This is a genomic window from Elusimicrobiota bacterium (assembly GCA_041660185.1).
Lineage (GTDB): Bacteria > Elusimicrobiota > Elusimicrobia > 2-01-FULL-59-12 > 2-01-FULL-59-12 > JBAZWU01.
This window is the reverse complement of sequence record JBAZWU010000001.1, coordinates 353,036-367,124: the sequence shown is the minus strand read 5'-3', so window position 1 is coordinate 367,124 and position 14,089 is coordinate 353,036. Positions and strand designations below refer to the sequence as shown.

Below are 14,089 nucleotides of genomic sequence, written 5' to 3'. Positions count from 1 at the left end.
GCAGAACCTACAACGTCTTCCGCAACAACCCCAACGCCAACGCTGAAAAACTGATATTGGACGCCCAAGCTGCAATCCAGGGGGGAATTCTTCCTTGCTCTCCGAACGACTGGCAAATCGACGTCATGCCCCAATAAAGAAACGCCAGCCCCAGCGCGTAACTAAACGTCTGCGTGCGTCCTTTATGTCCCTGGCGAATGGCAAACGGAATCCCGAGAGCGATCACCACCACATTGGCAAAGGGAAGTGCCAGTCGGAGATGCAGGGCCACTCGCTCTTTGTACGTCGAAGCGCCGAGCGTCCGCAACCGCTTAATGCGCCGGAGAATTTCGCGCCCGGTCATGTCATCCGGCATTTTATCTTCCAAAAGAAAATCTGCGGGAGCCTCCGGGATGGGAACAATCCTCTCCTGGAACGGTTCCTCTTTCAACCCATAGGGTTGGGTGGCATCCCGGTGCCGCCAGGTTCCATCCAAAAACACCCATTTCTTGTTCCGGTAAACAGCCTGCTTGGCCGCGATCGTTTCCAGCCATTCGAACTGATCCGTAAACTGATCCACCACAATCTCACGCATCTCGTTCTTTTCGACATCCAGCCAACCAATGGTAAAACGCCGGTTATCGCTACCCGCGGCCACCACGTGGTCCAACCGGTAATTCAAGACCTGTCCCTGTTTGATATGGACTCGATAAATAGCCCGCGCCGCAAAATTTAATTTAGGCAGAAAACTCAGGCCTCCAATCAACGAAACAACAGACAACGCCAACCCAATCATAAAATAAGGCGCGTAAAGCCGGAGGGAACCGATACCGGCGCTGCGCATGGCGGTCAGCTCACCCCGCTGCTGCAAATGCCCGAGGGAAAACAAGAGGGCCAGCATCGTGGCCACCGGCAGGACCATGTTCAGCCAAAACGGCAATCCGAGGAGCAGGTAGACGACGATGTCCTTTAATTTGGCGTGGTAGTTATTAAAAATGTCCATCTTCTCAAAGTAGCGTCCAAAAATAACCATGACCGAGAAAATTCCGGTACAGATTCCAAAGGGTGCGAAAAATCCCTTGGCCTGATAGCGATCAATAATCTTTATTGGCATCAGTGCCTCACAAAACGCCACCCCAGCCCCAGAGCCAGGCCAGCCACAATCCCATTACCCATCCAAACCGCCAGCCAGGCCGGCCAGACTCCTCGTTGTCCCATCCCTGTTCCACCCATGAGCAACGCATAGTACCCGACCAGAACGAGCAGGCTGATCCCGAAACCGATCGAGCGCCCGCCCCGGTGGACCCGGATGGCCAACGGAATCCCCAACCCCACGAACAGAAGCGGGGTGACCGCCATGGCCCAACGCAGATGGATTTGGCAAGCAAAAAGGGGGGACGGTAACCTCTGCGCGTGGAGCTGGTTGATCCGGGCTTGCAGTTCGCGGTTGTCCATTTCTTCGATCGAGCGTTCGCTGGTTTGCACTGAATTACGGAACGGGATTAAAAGCTGATAGGTTTTAAACCCCGTGTACGTCCATCGGTCCGGGCGGGCCGGGTCAATTTCTTCGATCCGCCCGTCCTCCAGGAAAAAACGCACGCCTTGTTCGGAGTCCACCGATGCCTGCCCACGTTCGGCAAAGATGCGAAGCGGCGCTCCCTCCGCCGGTGTCTTATAGATGGTCACGCCTTTCAGGATTGGACTTCGGCGGCCTTTTTTATCGACGTAGAGGTGATAATCACCCACCTCAACAAATGTTTTCTCTTCAATACGAACCAACGGGTTTTTTTGCAAAACGCGCACATAGAGCTGCCGGAAATGGGCGTGCGCATGCGGCGCCCAATAGGAATTAAATGGAAAAAGGAAGGCGCTGGCCAGAACCGCGGCGGCCAGGGGCATCCTCACATAACTCCACGCCGCCAAGCCGCTGGCCCGCGCCGCGGTGATCTCATTGTTTTCGGATAACCGCCCGAACGTCAGGAGCGTCGCCAGAAGGCAGGAGGTCGGCAAGGTGATCGTCAAGGAAGAAGGAAGCAAAAGCATCAGAAGCTGAAAGGAAAGCGAAAGGCCAACGCCCTTATTCAACAACAGATCAACCAGTTCAAAGAGGCGGTCCAGTAAAAGGACAAACGTAAAAATAATCAGCCCCAGCAGCAGATTGCTGAGATATTCCTCGAGAATATAACGAGAGAGGATCCGGATTTTCATAATTCTTCCGTCATCCCCCGCGGCCGCAGGCGGCCCCGACTCCCCGTCGATGTTCTCATCGACAGGGCCGCACCGACTGTTTCATTCAACAGGTGGACGGTGCGGGGGATCTAAGATCCAGTTTGATGTTAGATTCCCGGCCAGAGACCGCCGAGAATGACGACTTTAATGCGAGGATTATAGCGAGTTTTGGCGAGGTTTTATGAAAAAGACTTGCAGATTGATAGAAAGACGGACATAATCAGTGCGTCTAAAGTGCGAAAAGTGAAAAACGCTTTACTCCGCTGGGGTCTGTTGGCAGGCCTCGTTTCAATCGCGTTTTATTCCCTGCACGGGGCGAACGCTCTTCCGGATATTATTCTGGAGTCGGTTCACCTGCTCAAAAAACCCGTTGAAGAACTTCTGCCGGATCTCCAGGAATACGACACAAGCACCACCGATACTATCCAACTCGCGACCTTGGATCTCGAACCTTACCAGGAGTTGCGCAACAGACGCGAACGGTGGAACGAAATGCGCTCGCTCATTGAGTCGGGACAACCTCTTTTCCAGCCGCTGCCTTCGGAAGTGGTCCTTTCGACCTCCCCGGCGGGTCGGCTGGCGCCGGCGGTTCCACCGCCTCCGGGCTTTACCGTCCAGCTGCCTTATGAATCCCGGTTAACCGTATCCGGCCGCAAAACCATCGGCATGACGTATCGCAGCACCAACTACACCAACAGCGCTTACGCCACCACACAAGGTGTTCCCAGCGGCCAAAGTAATTTTGAACTCCAGCAGCAGTTGCAGGTCCGCATCAACGGTCAAATCGGACGAAAAGTCACGGTGAATGTCGACTTCGATGACACCAAACAAGATAAAAAGGATATTTCAATTGTGTACAAAGGCGACCCTGACGAAATTGTCCAACGGGCCGCTTTTGGAGACATCAATTTGTCGCTCCCCCAGACCGAGTTCGCCGGTTACAGCAAACAAGTCTTCGGGGCCTCCGCCGAATTGAAATACAAAGCGCTTCACGGCTACGTCATCGGCAGCCGGACGAAGGGCCAGACGGAAACAAAGGAGTTTATCGGAAATGTTATTCTGCAGCGTCTGACGATCCCGGACACCGCCTACATCAGACACCGATATTACAACTACACGAATCTGAACGGAGCCAGTGGAGATAAACCCATCAATCTTTCTTCATTGAAAATCTATCTCGATACCCGCGATAACACCCGTTCACTGGCCAGCCTTATTCCTTTAACCGTTGATCAATCGCTGATTTCGAACTTGCCCGGGAGCTCTTCCGCGGTATACATCGGGAGCTTTACTCTTTTGGCTCAAGGCTCGGATTACACCGTAGACCCCAGCGTGGGCGTCATCACGTTCCGGAACACGCTGTCCAATACCAGCGTCGTGGCTGTTGATTACAACCCTCCGGGTTCAGCGACGCCCATCAGTCAAAGCCGCGGACAATCCGGCATGTATAAAACAATTAAATGGGATGAATCCCAGATCACCCTGATCCCGGCAACCGAAGAACTGACCCATTACAACATCGGCACCACGAAAATTGTCAGAGATAACGGCCAGGGGAACTTTATTCTGCAGCTGCGCGATCTGGGCAACAATCCGATCGGGCAAAGTGTCGGGATCCAATATCTGCGAACAACAGCGGGCAAATTCTTATGGACTTTGAAGCCGGGACGTTTGCTTTGACGCAGCGTCTGGATAATGGCCGCTCCCAGTATGCTTCAGTTTATGCCCCTACCCCCACGACGCAATCCAGCTTTTTTGTGGAATACCGCTCGCGCGTCAAAACGTACACCCTGCGGCCCAATATTATTCTGAACAGCGAACGCATTTCGATGAATGGCCGCGTGCTGGCGCGCGACGTCGATTACTTCATCGACTACGAGTCCGGCTTTATCACGTTCTATAACGAAGACCAGATTACCGAAGAGAGCCGGATTCAAGCCACCTACGATTTTTCGCCGTTCGGCATCGCCGGCGCGCAACAGGACACCCTGGTCGGGGAGCGCGTGGAAGTGTCCATGTCGCCGGTTCATCCGATTCTGGCCAGCAGTTTGATCGGCTCCACGGTTCTTTATGATTTCGCTCCAAAACAGACCGCGGCCCCGGACATCCGGCAAACCTCCGGGAGCTTCCTGGTCACGGAGGGAGATCTCCATCTGAAGGATCTTATTTTCAACCCCTTGCCTCTGTTAAAAACGACTGTGACGGGGGAAGTCGCACGCAGCGCCCGGAACCCCAACACCTTCGGCAAAGCGCTGATCGACAATATGGAAGGCATCAAAGACGAAACCTCCGTCAGTTTAAGTGCGGTCAACTGGCAAATCGCCTCCAATGCCACGAACACGGGAGGCCATGTCACGTACGCCGATTCCATCGGGAGCGTTCACACGCCGGCCCAGCCCGCCTGTACAACGCCTTTTTCGCTTCAGCGGGGGGCTTGCGATAACCTGGTGAATGAACAGGTTCGCACCCTGGCCATCAATCCGAATGCCTCCGCCCTGGCCGGAGACCAGATGCAGGTCCTGGACATTCATTATGATCTTTCCCGTTCAGCGGAAGCGTCCATCGCCACCGTCCTTAGCCCCACCGGCGTGGACTTTTCCAGAAAACTGTATGTGGAAATGTGGATCCACGGAGACGGAACGCGAACGTCCGGCAATCCCAGCGGCACCCAGCTGAATCTGACGCTCGGGCAGATCAATGAAGACGCGGACGGCACACACGGCGGTGGCTACATCAACTCGAGCGGGAATTCCGTTGCGATCAATGGACATCCTCCCGGCGACAACTCCCCGCGCACGGAAGACATCAATTTAAACGGGATCTTGGATGTCGCGGAGGATGTGGGATGGACGTTTGTCGACCCGGACAGCTCGACCGTCCAGGTCGGCGCCGGCAATCTCCATCTGGACACGGAAGATCTGGATCATAACGGAATTTTAGATTCCGAGATCTCGACGATCGGAAGCCATTTTGGTTATGCCAACACCTCCAAACCCATCGACTTCCCGGGAGGCTCGCCCGCCAATACCGTCGACTTTTCAGGATGGCAGTTTGTCCGGATCCCGCTGGCGATCAGCTCTCAAACCGCCGCCCAGCAATGGAGTTCCATTAAAGAAATGAGGGTTTCGCTCTTGCCGGGAAGCGGCTCCGTCAGGAATGGAACCATCCAGATCGCCAAGATCGCCGTGGTCGGTAACCGCTGGCTGCCCGACGCCTCGATCGCAGGATCAACGGTCACGGTGGCCGCAGTCAACAACGAGGATGATTCGACCACGAACCGTCCCAACGGGTTTCCCTACGTTTCGCCGGCCGGAAATCCCGACTTTGACGCCCTCAACCAGATCAACACCGCCCTGAGCGGCCCGACCCCGACCAAACGCCGGGAGCAGGCTCTGGCTTTGACGTATGCGTTTGATCCCGGATTGGCCGGCTCGTCGGTGACAACCGTCAGCCGTTCCAACTCGGCGATGGATTTCAGCCCCTATGGCAGTCTCAAATTCTTCCTCTTTGGAGATGGGAATCTGGCCAACAACGAAGTGTTCTTCTTCCGTGTCGGAACCGATACGGACTATCTGGAATACCGGGCCCCCGTCACGTGGACCAACTGGCGGGAAATTACGATCAAACAAATCTCGACCTCTGGAAACCAGCGCGCGGACAGCTGGCAGGATGGTGATGGAAATCCCTCGCCGGGGACCATCACCCGGGTCGGCAATCCTGTTCTGACAAACGTGCAGCAGATCCGCATCGGCATCCAGAATACATCGAGCGCCGGCAACTCAGGAGAAGTCTGGTTCGACGAATTTCATGCCGCCGATGTGCTCACGCGGGTCGGCTATGCCACAAAAATCGCCACGGATTTTGAAATCTTCGGGTGGGGAACCTTCGGGGCGGCGACACGCAATGTGGACCGGAATTTTGAAACCTTCACCAGCGCCATCACCAACCAGGATCGCCGTGAAGAAAACGGTTATTTAACGATCAGCCGGCTGTCGTTTTTCCCGATGAAGTTCACCGGACTCAAGCGCCGCACGACTACTCCGACGGTCAGCAATATTTCCAACACGACGCTCGTGTCCGTTTTACAGGAAGGCCGGGTGGAAGAGACCGGCTTCACCTCGCAAGGCACGCTGCAGGTTCCGGCCTGGCCCAAAGTCGGCCTCACGTATGACACCAACAAAATTGACACCCAGCTGCTCTTCCGGACGGACAAAACAAACCGTTACGGCTCCACCCTGGACTATACCGTGCCGGTCCAGCGCGCGTATCTGCCCAAAACCATTGCCCTGAGCTACAAACTGACTCGGCTCAATTTGGATTTTGGCGCCGGAGCCCTTTCGGGAGCCTCGGATCCCTTTTCGGTGTCCAACACCCGGGACGATACGCACGACATCGGTGCGAAACTGTCGTTTCAACCCTTGCCCGGATTTACGTTTAATCCCAACTATAACCTTTCGATCACGCGGGAGTTTAAGGATGCCATCCTTGACACGGGCACGTTAACGACCCAGTCGCTGATCTACGACAAAACGCGGGCACAAACCGCTGGATTTGACGGGATTCTCACTTTCAGACGATGGTTCGCCCCTCGAACGCGCTACACCATCACGTCCCGGGAAACCTACGGGATCCCTCTGTTCACCGACACTCAAAATGGCGATCCGCTCAAAGCGACGCGCCTCAAATCCGTCGACCGGACCGCGACCGGAGAACTGGCCTGGGATTTTGCCTGGCGGGACTTCACGTCCCGTGTGCGTCCCCTTCAATCGTTGAATGTCGTTTCGAGTTATTTGATTGAAGATGGCGACAGCTGGAATAAAGTCGCGGGAGGTTACAACAGTCTGAGTATTTTCACCGTACGCAAAGCGCTCTCCCCTGACAATCTGGATCTGAACGATCCGAACCATGCCACGCGTCAACAACTGACCCTGCGGGATACGTTCCGGTCCACCCAGCGCTGGAGTCCTTTTGAATGGGCGTCCCGTTGGACAGGCCCTGCCGCTCCGCTGCGGACCCTGTCTTTAACATCGACCTTCACCAATACGAAGCAGCGGCAGGAAACCACAGGGACTCCTTCCAGGGTCCTGACCCGGATCTTCCCCGACATGATTTTCAGCCTCACCCAGACGGAATACTTCTTCCATGCGCAGGACTTCATGTCCAACAGCCAGTTGAACTTGAAGACTCAAATCAAAGAAGTCGACACCGTCGACACCTCCCTGCAGAAAACAACAACCAACGGCGGCGATTGGCGATTTACGTTCTGGCGGAAACTCGACATTTTTCTTTCGTATACGCAGACCACGGACAACACGTTTGACCGGGTCAACAACGTGACCAGCAACGACGCAAAAGGGGAAACCCTAGGAGCCCAACTCGGATTCAATCTGGGCAAGTGGCGCATTACTCCAAAATATGATCAAAGCAAACAAAAAGCCGTCGATTCGTCGGGCCGGTTGACGACGGATTTGACTCAGCGAACCCCCGCACTGCAAGTGTACGCGGATCTCTTCCTCCCGGCGGGTTTGAGACTGCCTTTCGGCGATCTGATCGTGTTCTCAAACCGCATCCGCACGACCAACACCATGTCCCTCACGCAAAAACGATCCAGCCTGAACGATCTCCAGAACAACACGGACACCTACGCCTTTACCACCAGTGAAGACTACGAAATGACCTCCAACATGCGCCTCACCGTCGGCGGAAGCTACGGCTACACCGCCAACAAAGCCAGCTCCAACGCCAACTTCTACAGCTACGAATTCAACAGCCTCCTCACCATTCAGTTCTAACACCCTCACCCCGGCCTGCCTACCGGCAGGCAGGCCCTCTCCCTCAACAGGGAGAGGGAAAGTATTCCCTGCGAATCTGACACTCCCTCCCCCTGCGGAGGGGGAGGGTTGGGGTGAGGGTAAAAAACGAATAAATATTCGTCACGTACATCTAAGAGAACGAAATGGACTTTCCGATCCGGCCACATTATCTGTCACGACTTTGGCAGTATATCCTTCGCTTCTTCATGCCGTGGGCATGTGCGGGCTGTCGAACAGCTCTCGCTGAACTTGAGGACGTCGGCTTCTGCGGCCGCTGCTGGCTGTCCATCCCCAGACTGGAAACACTCGTGTGCCGGCTCTGCGGTGTTCCGCTGAAAGATGGCGGAAGAATTTGTTTTTCATGCCGGAACGATCCCTCATCGATCCTGATCCGGGCGGCGGTCACCTATACCGGTATCATCCCCGACGCCATTTACCGTTTTAAGTACGCCGGGCGTCGATCGATGGCCGATTCCTTATCCTTATTAATGGCCAGCGCGTTTGAACGCTATCCGGAACTGCAGCCGGTGGATCTTCTTCTGCCGGTACCGCTTCATCCGAAAAACGAACACGTTCGAGGCTACAACCAGGCCGCGCTCCTGGCCCAATGCTTGAGCCGCCGCATCCGGATTCCATCCAACGGAAAAACTCTGATCCGGCTGCGCCGCACGCGCCCGCAATTCAAATTGGGACGGCCCTCCCGCCGCAGCAATTTGAAAGAAGCCTTCGGCCTTCACCCGAACGCTCAAGCCGCCTCGACCCTCCGGAAGCGCACGGTGCTTCTGATCGATGATATCTGCACCACCGGCACGACCCTGACGGAATGCGCGCGTCTGCTCCGCGGAACCGGCGCCGCCGAGGTCAAGGCGCTTGTTTTGGCCCGTGATTTGTAATAAAATACGCGCGTTGTACATCAGACAACCGTCCTAAAAAATCTCGATTCGAAGGCGGGTTAAGCGGTTCGACTCCGCTCACCGCTCTGAGTGAGCGAAGCGAATCGAAGAGGAGGAAGTATCATGGGAGTGCGCGTCGGTATTAATGGATTTGGGCGTATTGGTCGTCTCGTTTTAAAAGCGGGCTGGAACAACAAGGATATCGAATGGGTGGCCGTAAATGATCTCACGGACGCCAAGACACTGGCCCATCTTTTTAAATATGACTCCGTGTTCGGGCTGGACCCCCATAAGGTCGAGGCCCGCGAAAACGAGATCGTCATCGACGGGAAACCGGTTAAAGTGGTCGCCCAAAGAGACCCCGCGCTCCTGCCTTGGAAAGACCTTGGCGTGGATATCGTCATCGAATCCACCGGCCGTTTTACGGAAGCGGAAAAAGCGAAAGCCCATCTCACCGCCGGAGCCAAACTCGTTGTGATCTCCGCGCCAGCCAAAGGAGAAGACATTACAATCTGCATGGGGATCAATGAAGAGAAATTTGATCCAGCCAAACACAAGATCATCTCCAATGCCAGCTGCACCACGAACTGCCTGGCGCCTCTGGCGAAAGTTCTCCGCGAAGCCTTTGGCATCAAGCGCGGCCTGATGACCACCATCCATTCTTACACCAATGACCAGGTGGTTCAGGACTTTCCGCACAAAGACCTGCGGCGCGGTCGCGCCGCAGCTGTTTCCATGATCCCGACCAGCACCGGCGCAGCCAAAGCCATCGGGCTGGTTATCCCGGAACTGAAGGGCAAGCTGAACGGCATCGCCATTCGCGTGCCGACGCCGGACGTTTCCATGGTTGACCTCTGCGTTGAGCTGGAAAAACCGGCAACAGCCGAAGAAATTAACGCCGTTTACAAGAAAGCGGCGGCAGATCCCAAGCTCAGCAAATACCTCCAGTACAGCGATGAAGCACTCGTGTCCCGAGACTTTGTCGGAAACGATAAATCCTGCATCTTCGATGCGCCCCTGACCCAAGTGATTGATGGCACCTTTGCGAAAGTGTTCGGCTGGTATGACAACGAATGGGGTTATTCGAACCGCGTGGTCGACCTGGTTACGTACCTCTCGAAGAAGACCGGCGCAAGCCGGTAACGGAAGGACTCCCATGAGCACGGCGACGATTCCACCCATCACCCAGCGCACGGTTGATACCCTTCCGGTGCAGGGAAAACGTGTTTTTGTCCGAGTGGATTACAACGTCCCGCTGAATGATGAAGGTGTTATTACGGATGATACCCGTATCCGGGAGACGCTGCCCACCTTGCAGTTTCTGCTGCAAAAAGGGGCGGCGCTCATTCTGGCGGCTCACCTGGGCCGGCCCAAAGGGAAACCCGATCCGAAATACAGCTTAAAACCGGTCGCCAAACGCCTCGAAGAACTGCTGAAACGTCCGGTCCAGTTCGCACCAGACTGCATCGGTCCGGATGTCACGGCACTGGCCCAGAGCTTGAAGGCAGGCGATATTCTGCTTCTGGAAAATCTCCGCTTTCATGCCGAGGAAGAGGGGAATGCCCCGGCTTTTGCGCAAGCGCTCGCCGCTCTGGCGGATGTTTTTGTGCAGGATGCCTTTGGAGCCGTTCACCGGGCGCATGCTTCCACCGTCGGAGTGGCTCAGCTGTTGCCCAGCGCGGCGGGTCTTTTGCTGGCCAAGGAAATCTTCTACCTCAGCAAGACCCTGGAAAATCCCGAACGCCCTTTCATCGCCATCCTCGGAGGCTCCAAGGTCTCGGACAAAATCGAAGTGATCGAAAGCCTCCTGGACAAAGTGAACGGCCTGGTGATCGGCGGAGCCATGGCTTACACCTTCCTGAAGGCGCAGGGTATTGAAGTCGGTAACTCCAAAGTTGAACCGGACAAAGTGGATGTGGCGAAGTCGCTGCTGAAAAAAGCCCAGGAAAAACACGTTCAGGTCTTCCTTCCTCAAGACCATCTGATTGTGGAACAGGTGGATACAAAAGCGCCGGTCACTACTACGACGGATCGATCGATTCCGGTGGGGTGGATCGGCGTGGATATCGGGCCGCAAACGATTAAGTCTTTACTCCCGCTGCTTCAGAAGGCCAAAACAGTCCTCTGGAATGGCCCCATGGGCATCTTCGAAATGCCTCCTTTTGCGACCGGGACGCTCGCCGTAGCGAAAGCCCTGGCGGAATCGACCAAATACGGTGCCACAACCATTGTGGGGGGCGGCGACTCTGTGGCCGCCGTGAAACAAGCCGGTGTTGCCAACGAACTTTCTCACATCTCGACAGGCGGCGGCGCCTCCCTGGAATTTCTGGAAGGCAAACTCCTCCCCGGCATTGCCGCTCTTCCTAACGCGTAAACCCATGGCTGGAAAACTTATTCTCGTACGCCACGGGCAATCCCAATGGAATTTGGAAAACCGGTTCACCGGCTGGGTCGATGTCCCTTTGAGTGAACTGGGTATTCAGGAGGCTCAGCGCGCCGGTCAAGCCCTCAAGGGCATTCGATTCGACGAAGCGTTCACCTCCGATCTGCAGCGGGCCCAGAATACCTTAAAAATTATCCTCGAAGAAACCCGGCAACAAACGACCCCGATCACAAAAGACAAGGCGCTCAATGAACGCCATTACGGCGCCTTGCAGGGACTCAATAAGAAGGAAACGGCCGACAAGTACGGTGACCAACAAGTCCATATCTGGCGGCGAAGCTACGACGTGCCGCCGCCCACCGACCGGACAGCCCTCAATCCGGACGGTATCAGCGAGAGCTTAAAAGATACCGCGGCACGCACCCTTCCCTATTTCAACTCCAGGATCCTTCCGCTCGTCAAGGCCGGCAAAGCTATCCTGGTGGCCGCCCACGGAAACTCCTTGCGCTCGATCGTGATGGACTTGGATCACTTAACCAAAGAACAGGTTTTAGAGCTGAACATCCCGACGGGCGTCCCCATTATTTACGAGATCGACAACACCGGGCGTATTCTCAGCAAGAACCAGCTCGCGTAAAGGAGGCACACCATGTACGGCATCGTCGTCTTTATCCACGTGATTGTGTGTATTGGACTGATTCTGGTTGTGCTCTTCCAGGCTGGGAAGGGTGCCGGCTTAGGCAATCTTTTTGGAGGGGGGGGCGGCGGAGACCAGTTGTTTTCGGCACCGTCGGGTTCAGCCTTTATACGGAAAGCCACAACGACCATCGCCATTATTTTTGTTTTAACGTCTATTTTTCTCACCATCATGTCATCCCATAGCACCCGACGATCCTTGATGGAGAGGGTTCCCAGCGTACCGGAAGCGCCGAGCAACCCTGCACGGCCTTAGTCCCGATTGCGGGGCGGACACCGATTAGGCTATTATAATCAAGCTGATTTTGGTGCGGTAGCCAAATGGCTAAGGCGGCAGTCTGCAAAACTGCTATGTGCGGGTTCAATTCCCGCCCGCACCTCCAATTTAAATTTCGCTCGGGTGGCGGAACTGGCAGCCCCGTCCTCTGAGAAGCACGCGCCAAGCGCGTGCTAAATCGACGGGGCAGCACCGTCGATTTAAGCGGTCCCGAAGGGACCGCGATATAGGGGACGGTGCAGACGCGTACGTTTGAGGGGCGTCTGTCGTGAGGGACATGTGATTTTCGCTCGGGTGGCGGAACTGGCAGACGCGTACGTTTGAGGGGCGTATGCCGCAAGGCTTGCGGGTTCGAGTCCCGCCCCGAGCAGTTTTTTGGGGGGCTGTCCCGAAAGGACCATGGGCAGGTGGGGCGCCCCGAGCAGTTCTTTTGATGCGCTATTCATTCTGGTGGGCACAGAGCGGGTGTGGTTCAGTGGTAGAATGCATCCTTGCCAAGGATGAGATGAGGGTTCGATTCCCTTCACCCGCTCTGTGCTCATAAATGGAGTAGGTTGTCGTTAGTGAAAAACCGTTATTTCTTTTCCGTCATTTTTTTCACCTTTCTTTGTTTCCCGGGAAGTCTTACAGCTATTGAAAACCGCGCCACAACGTCAACCCAACCGGAACTGAACGTCACCCCTGATTCGATAACTCTAACGGTAAATACCACTTCGGCCACGCTCACCGAATCCCGTCCTGTCCGGGGCATCCACCTCACAGCTTCCGCGGCCGGCTCTAAAAAGTACAGGAAGAATCATCTCGAACCGATGTTCGCCAATACTCTGATTAACGCGGTGGTCATTGATTTAAAAGAAGAAGATGGTTTTGTTTACGTCCCTGGCATCAAACTGGTCGAAAAAGTTGGGGCTTATTCAGCGGATATCCCTGATCTGCAGGCGTGGCTGGCGGACCTTAAAAATCGGAATATCTATACGGTCGGACGGATTGTTGTCTTCAAAGACAACAAGGCCCCGCGAAAATATCCGGCCCTCAGCGTCCACAACCCGAACGGAGAGATCTGGCGCGATCGAAAACACATCACCTGGCTTGATCCCTATAACAGGGAAGCCTGGCGATACAACCTGGTCATCGCGCTCCAGGCCGCCAAACTCGGATTTGATGAGATCCAATTCGACTATCTCCGTTTCCCGACAGACGGCAACCTCAAGACCATGCGATTTATCAAACCCTATCACGCGGAGTCGGCCTCCCAGGCGCTGGTCGACTTTTTGCGTCAGGCACATCAGGTGCTTCACCCCCTGGGAACTAAAATCTCCATAGACGTATTTGGCCTGACCACATCCGTCAACACGGGCATGGGGATCGGACAACGCCTGGCTCCGATGGCCGAGCAAGTGGACTTTGTCTGCCCCATGACCTACCCCTCCCATTACGCGCGGGGGGAATATGGCATCCCTAATCCGAATGACCAGCCTTACCGGGTCATTCACCTGGCCATGCGGGACGCGCTTCGTGTGCTGGGACCCGAGAATGCCCGCAAACTCCGGCCCTACCTGCAGGATTTCTCCCTGAAAGGGCGCGGCATCCATTACGGCCCCAAGGAGGTCCGTGCGCAAATTCAAGCCACAACGGATCTGGGCGTCTCCAACTGGACGCTCTGGAATGCCCGCTGTGTCTATACCACCTCCGCCTTCCGGACCCCCGTCAGCCCTTCCAGGGAACCCTCGGAAGCACCCGCTCCTTCGCCGGCCTCATCGACGGTAAAACATCCAAAAAAGCATTGACAACCCTCTGAAAGGGGGGTACACAGTTGTAC

General features: G+C 55.4%; 10 protein-coding genes and 3 tRNA genes. 11 read left to right on the top strand and 2 right to left on the bottom strand.

The window, feature by feature from the left end:
• Nucleotides 1–7: 7 nt before the first annotated feature.
• Both WC859_01760 and WC859_01755 read right to left on the bottom strand, forming a co-directional pair.
• The gene (locus tag WC859_01760; protein ID MFA5974874.1) at nucleotides 8–1,093 is read right to left on the bottom strand and encodes an LptF/LptG family permease; all 1,086 of its coding nucleotides are present in this window, start codon (nucleotides 1,091–1,093) and stop codon (nucleotides 8–10) included.
• Nucleotides 1,093–2,187, bottom strand: a complete 1,095-nt coding sequence (locus WC859_01755) for an LptF/LptG family permease (protein ID MFA5974873.1) — start codon at nucleotides 2,185–2,187, stop codon at nucleotides 1,093–1,095. The genes WC859_01760 and WC859_01755 overlap by 1 nt, the downstream gene beginning before the upstream one ends.
• Before the next feature lie 264 nt (nucleotides 2,188–2,451).
• Here WC859_01755 and WC859_01750 point away from each other — a divergent pair, with 264 nt between their 5' ends.
• The 11 genes from WC859_01750 (at nucleotide 2,452) to WC859_01700 (ending at nucleotide 14,057) form a co-directional block, all read left to right on the top strand.
• Nucleotides 2,452–3,888 (top strand): hypothetical protein, encoded by a 1,437-nt coding sequence (locus WC859_01750; GenBank protein ID MFA5974872.1) that lies wholly within the window; start codon nucleotides 2,452–2,454, stop codon nucleotides 3,886–3,888.
• On the top strand, nucleotides 3,858–8,000 hold the full coding sequence (locus WC859_01745) for a hypothetical protein (protein ID MFA5974871.1): 4,143 nt from the start codon (nucleotides 3,858–3,860) through the stop codon (nucleotides 7,998–8,000). The genes WC859_01750 and WC859_01745 overlap by 31 nt, the downstream gene beginning before the upstream one ends.
• A 164-nt stretch (nucleotides 8,001–8,164) precedes the next feature.
• Nucleotides 8,165–8,914, top strand: coding sequence for a ComF family protein (locus WC859_01740; GenBank protein ID MFA5974870.1), 750 nt, complete (start codon nucleotides 8,165–8,167; stop codon nucleotides 8,912–8,914).
• Between the two features lie 123 nt (nucleotides 8,915–9,037).
• Entirely contained in the window at nucleotides 9,038–10,057 is a 1,020-nt protein-coding gene (gene gap, locus WC859_01735) for a type I glyceraldehyde-3-phosphate dehydrogenase (protein MFA5974869.1), read from the top strand.
• A 13-nt stretch (nucleotides 10,058–10,070) separates the two neighbouring features.
• Nucleotides 10,071–11,288, top strand: a complete 1,218-nt coding sequence (locus WC859_01730) for a phosphoglycerate kinase (protein ID MFA5974868.1) — start codon at nucleotides 10,071–10,073, stop codon at nucleotides 11,286–11,288.
• Nucleotides 11,289–11,292: 4 nt separating this feature from the next.
• Entirely contained in the window at nucleotides 11,293–11,934 is a 642-nt protein-coding gene (locus WC859_01725; GenBank protein ID MFA5974867.1) for a 2,3-bisphosphoglycerate-dependent phosphoglycerate mutase, read from the top strand.
• Nucleotides 11,935–11,946: 12 nt separating this feature from the next.
• On the top strand, nucleotides 11,947–12,249 hold the full coding sequence (secG, locus tag WC859_01720) for a preprotein translocase subunit SecG (protein MFA5974866.1): 303 nt from the start codon (nucleotides 11,947–11,949) through the stop codon (nucleotides 12,247–12,249).
• Between the two features lie 51 nt (nucleotides 12,250–12,300).
• Nucleotides 12,301–12,376 (top strand) — tRNA-Cys (locus WC859_01715).
• 182 nt (nucleotides 12,377–12,558) lie between these two features.
• A tRNA-Leu gene (locus WC859_01710) sits at nucleotides 12,559–12,640 on the top strand.
• 91 nt (nucleotides 12,641–12,731) lie between these two features.
• Nucleotides 12,732–12,802, top strand: a tRNA-Gly gene (locus WC859_01705).
• 31 nt (nucleotides 12,803–12,833) lie between these two features.
• A complete protein-coding gene (locus WC859_01700; protein ID MFA5974865.1) occupies nucleotides 12,834–14,057 on the top strand; it encodes a putative glycoside hydrolase in 1,224 nt (407 codons plus the stop codon).
• Nucleotides 14,058–14,089 lie beyond the last annotated feature (32 nt).

What these genes read in the sequence shown, in the direction of transcription:
- WC859_01760 (MFA5974874.1), bottom strand. Translation starts at nt 1,093, where the DNA reads ATGCCAATAAAGATTATTGATCGCTATCAGGCCAAGGGATTTTTCGCA.
- WC859_01755 (MFA5974873.1), bottom strand. Translation starts at nt 2,187, where the DNA reads ATGAAAATCCGGATCCTCTCTCGTTATATTCTCGAGGAATATCTCAGC.
- WC859_01745 (MFA5974871.1), top strand. Translation starts at nt 3,858, where the DNA reads ATGGACTTTGAAGCCGGGACGTTTGCTTTGACGCAGCGTCTGGATAAT.
- WC859_01740 (MFA5974870.1), top strand. Translation starts at nt 8,165, where the DNA reads ATGGACTTTCCGATCCGGCCACATTATCTGTCACGACTTTGGCAGTAT.
- gap (MFA5974869.1), top strand. Translation starts at nt 9,038, where the DNA reads ATGGGAGTGCGCGTCGGTATTAATGGATTTGGGCGTATTGGTCGTCTC.
- WC859_01730 (MFA5974868.1), top strand. Translation starts at nt 10,071, where the DNA reads ATGAGCACGGCGACGATTCCACCCATCACCCAGCGCACGGTTGATACC.
- WC859_01725 (MFA5974867.1), top strand. Translation starts at nt 11,293, where the DNA reads ATGGCTGGAAAACTTATTCTCGTACGCCACGGGCAATCCCAATGGAAT.
- secG (MFA5974866.1), top strand. Translation starts at nt 11,947, where the DNA reads ATGTACGGCATCGTCGTCTTTATCCACGTGATTGTGTGTATTGGACTG.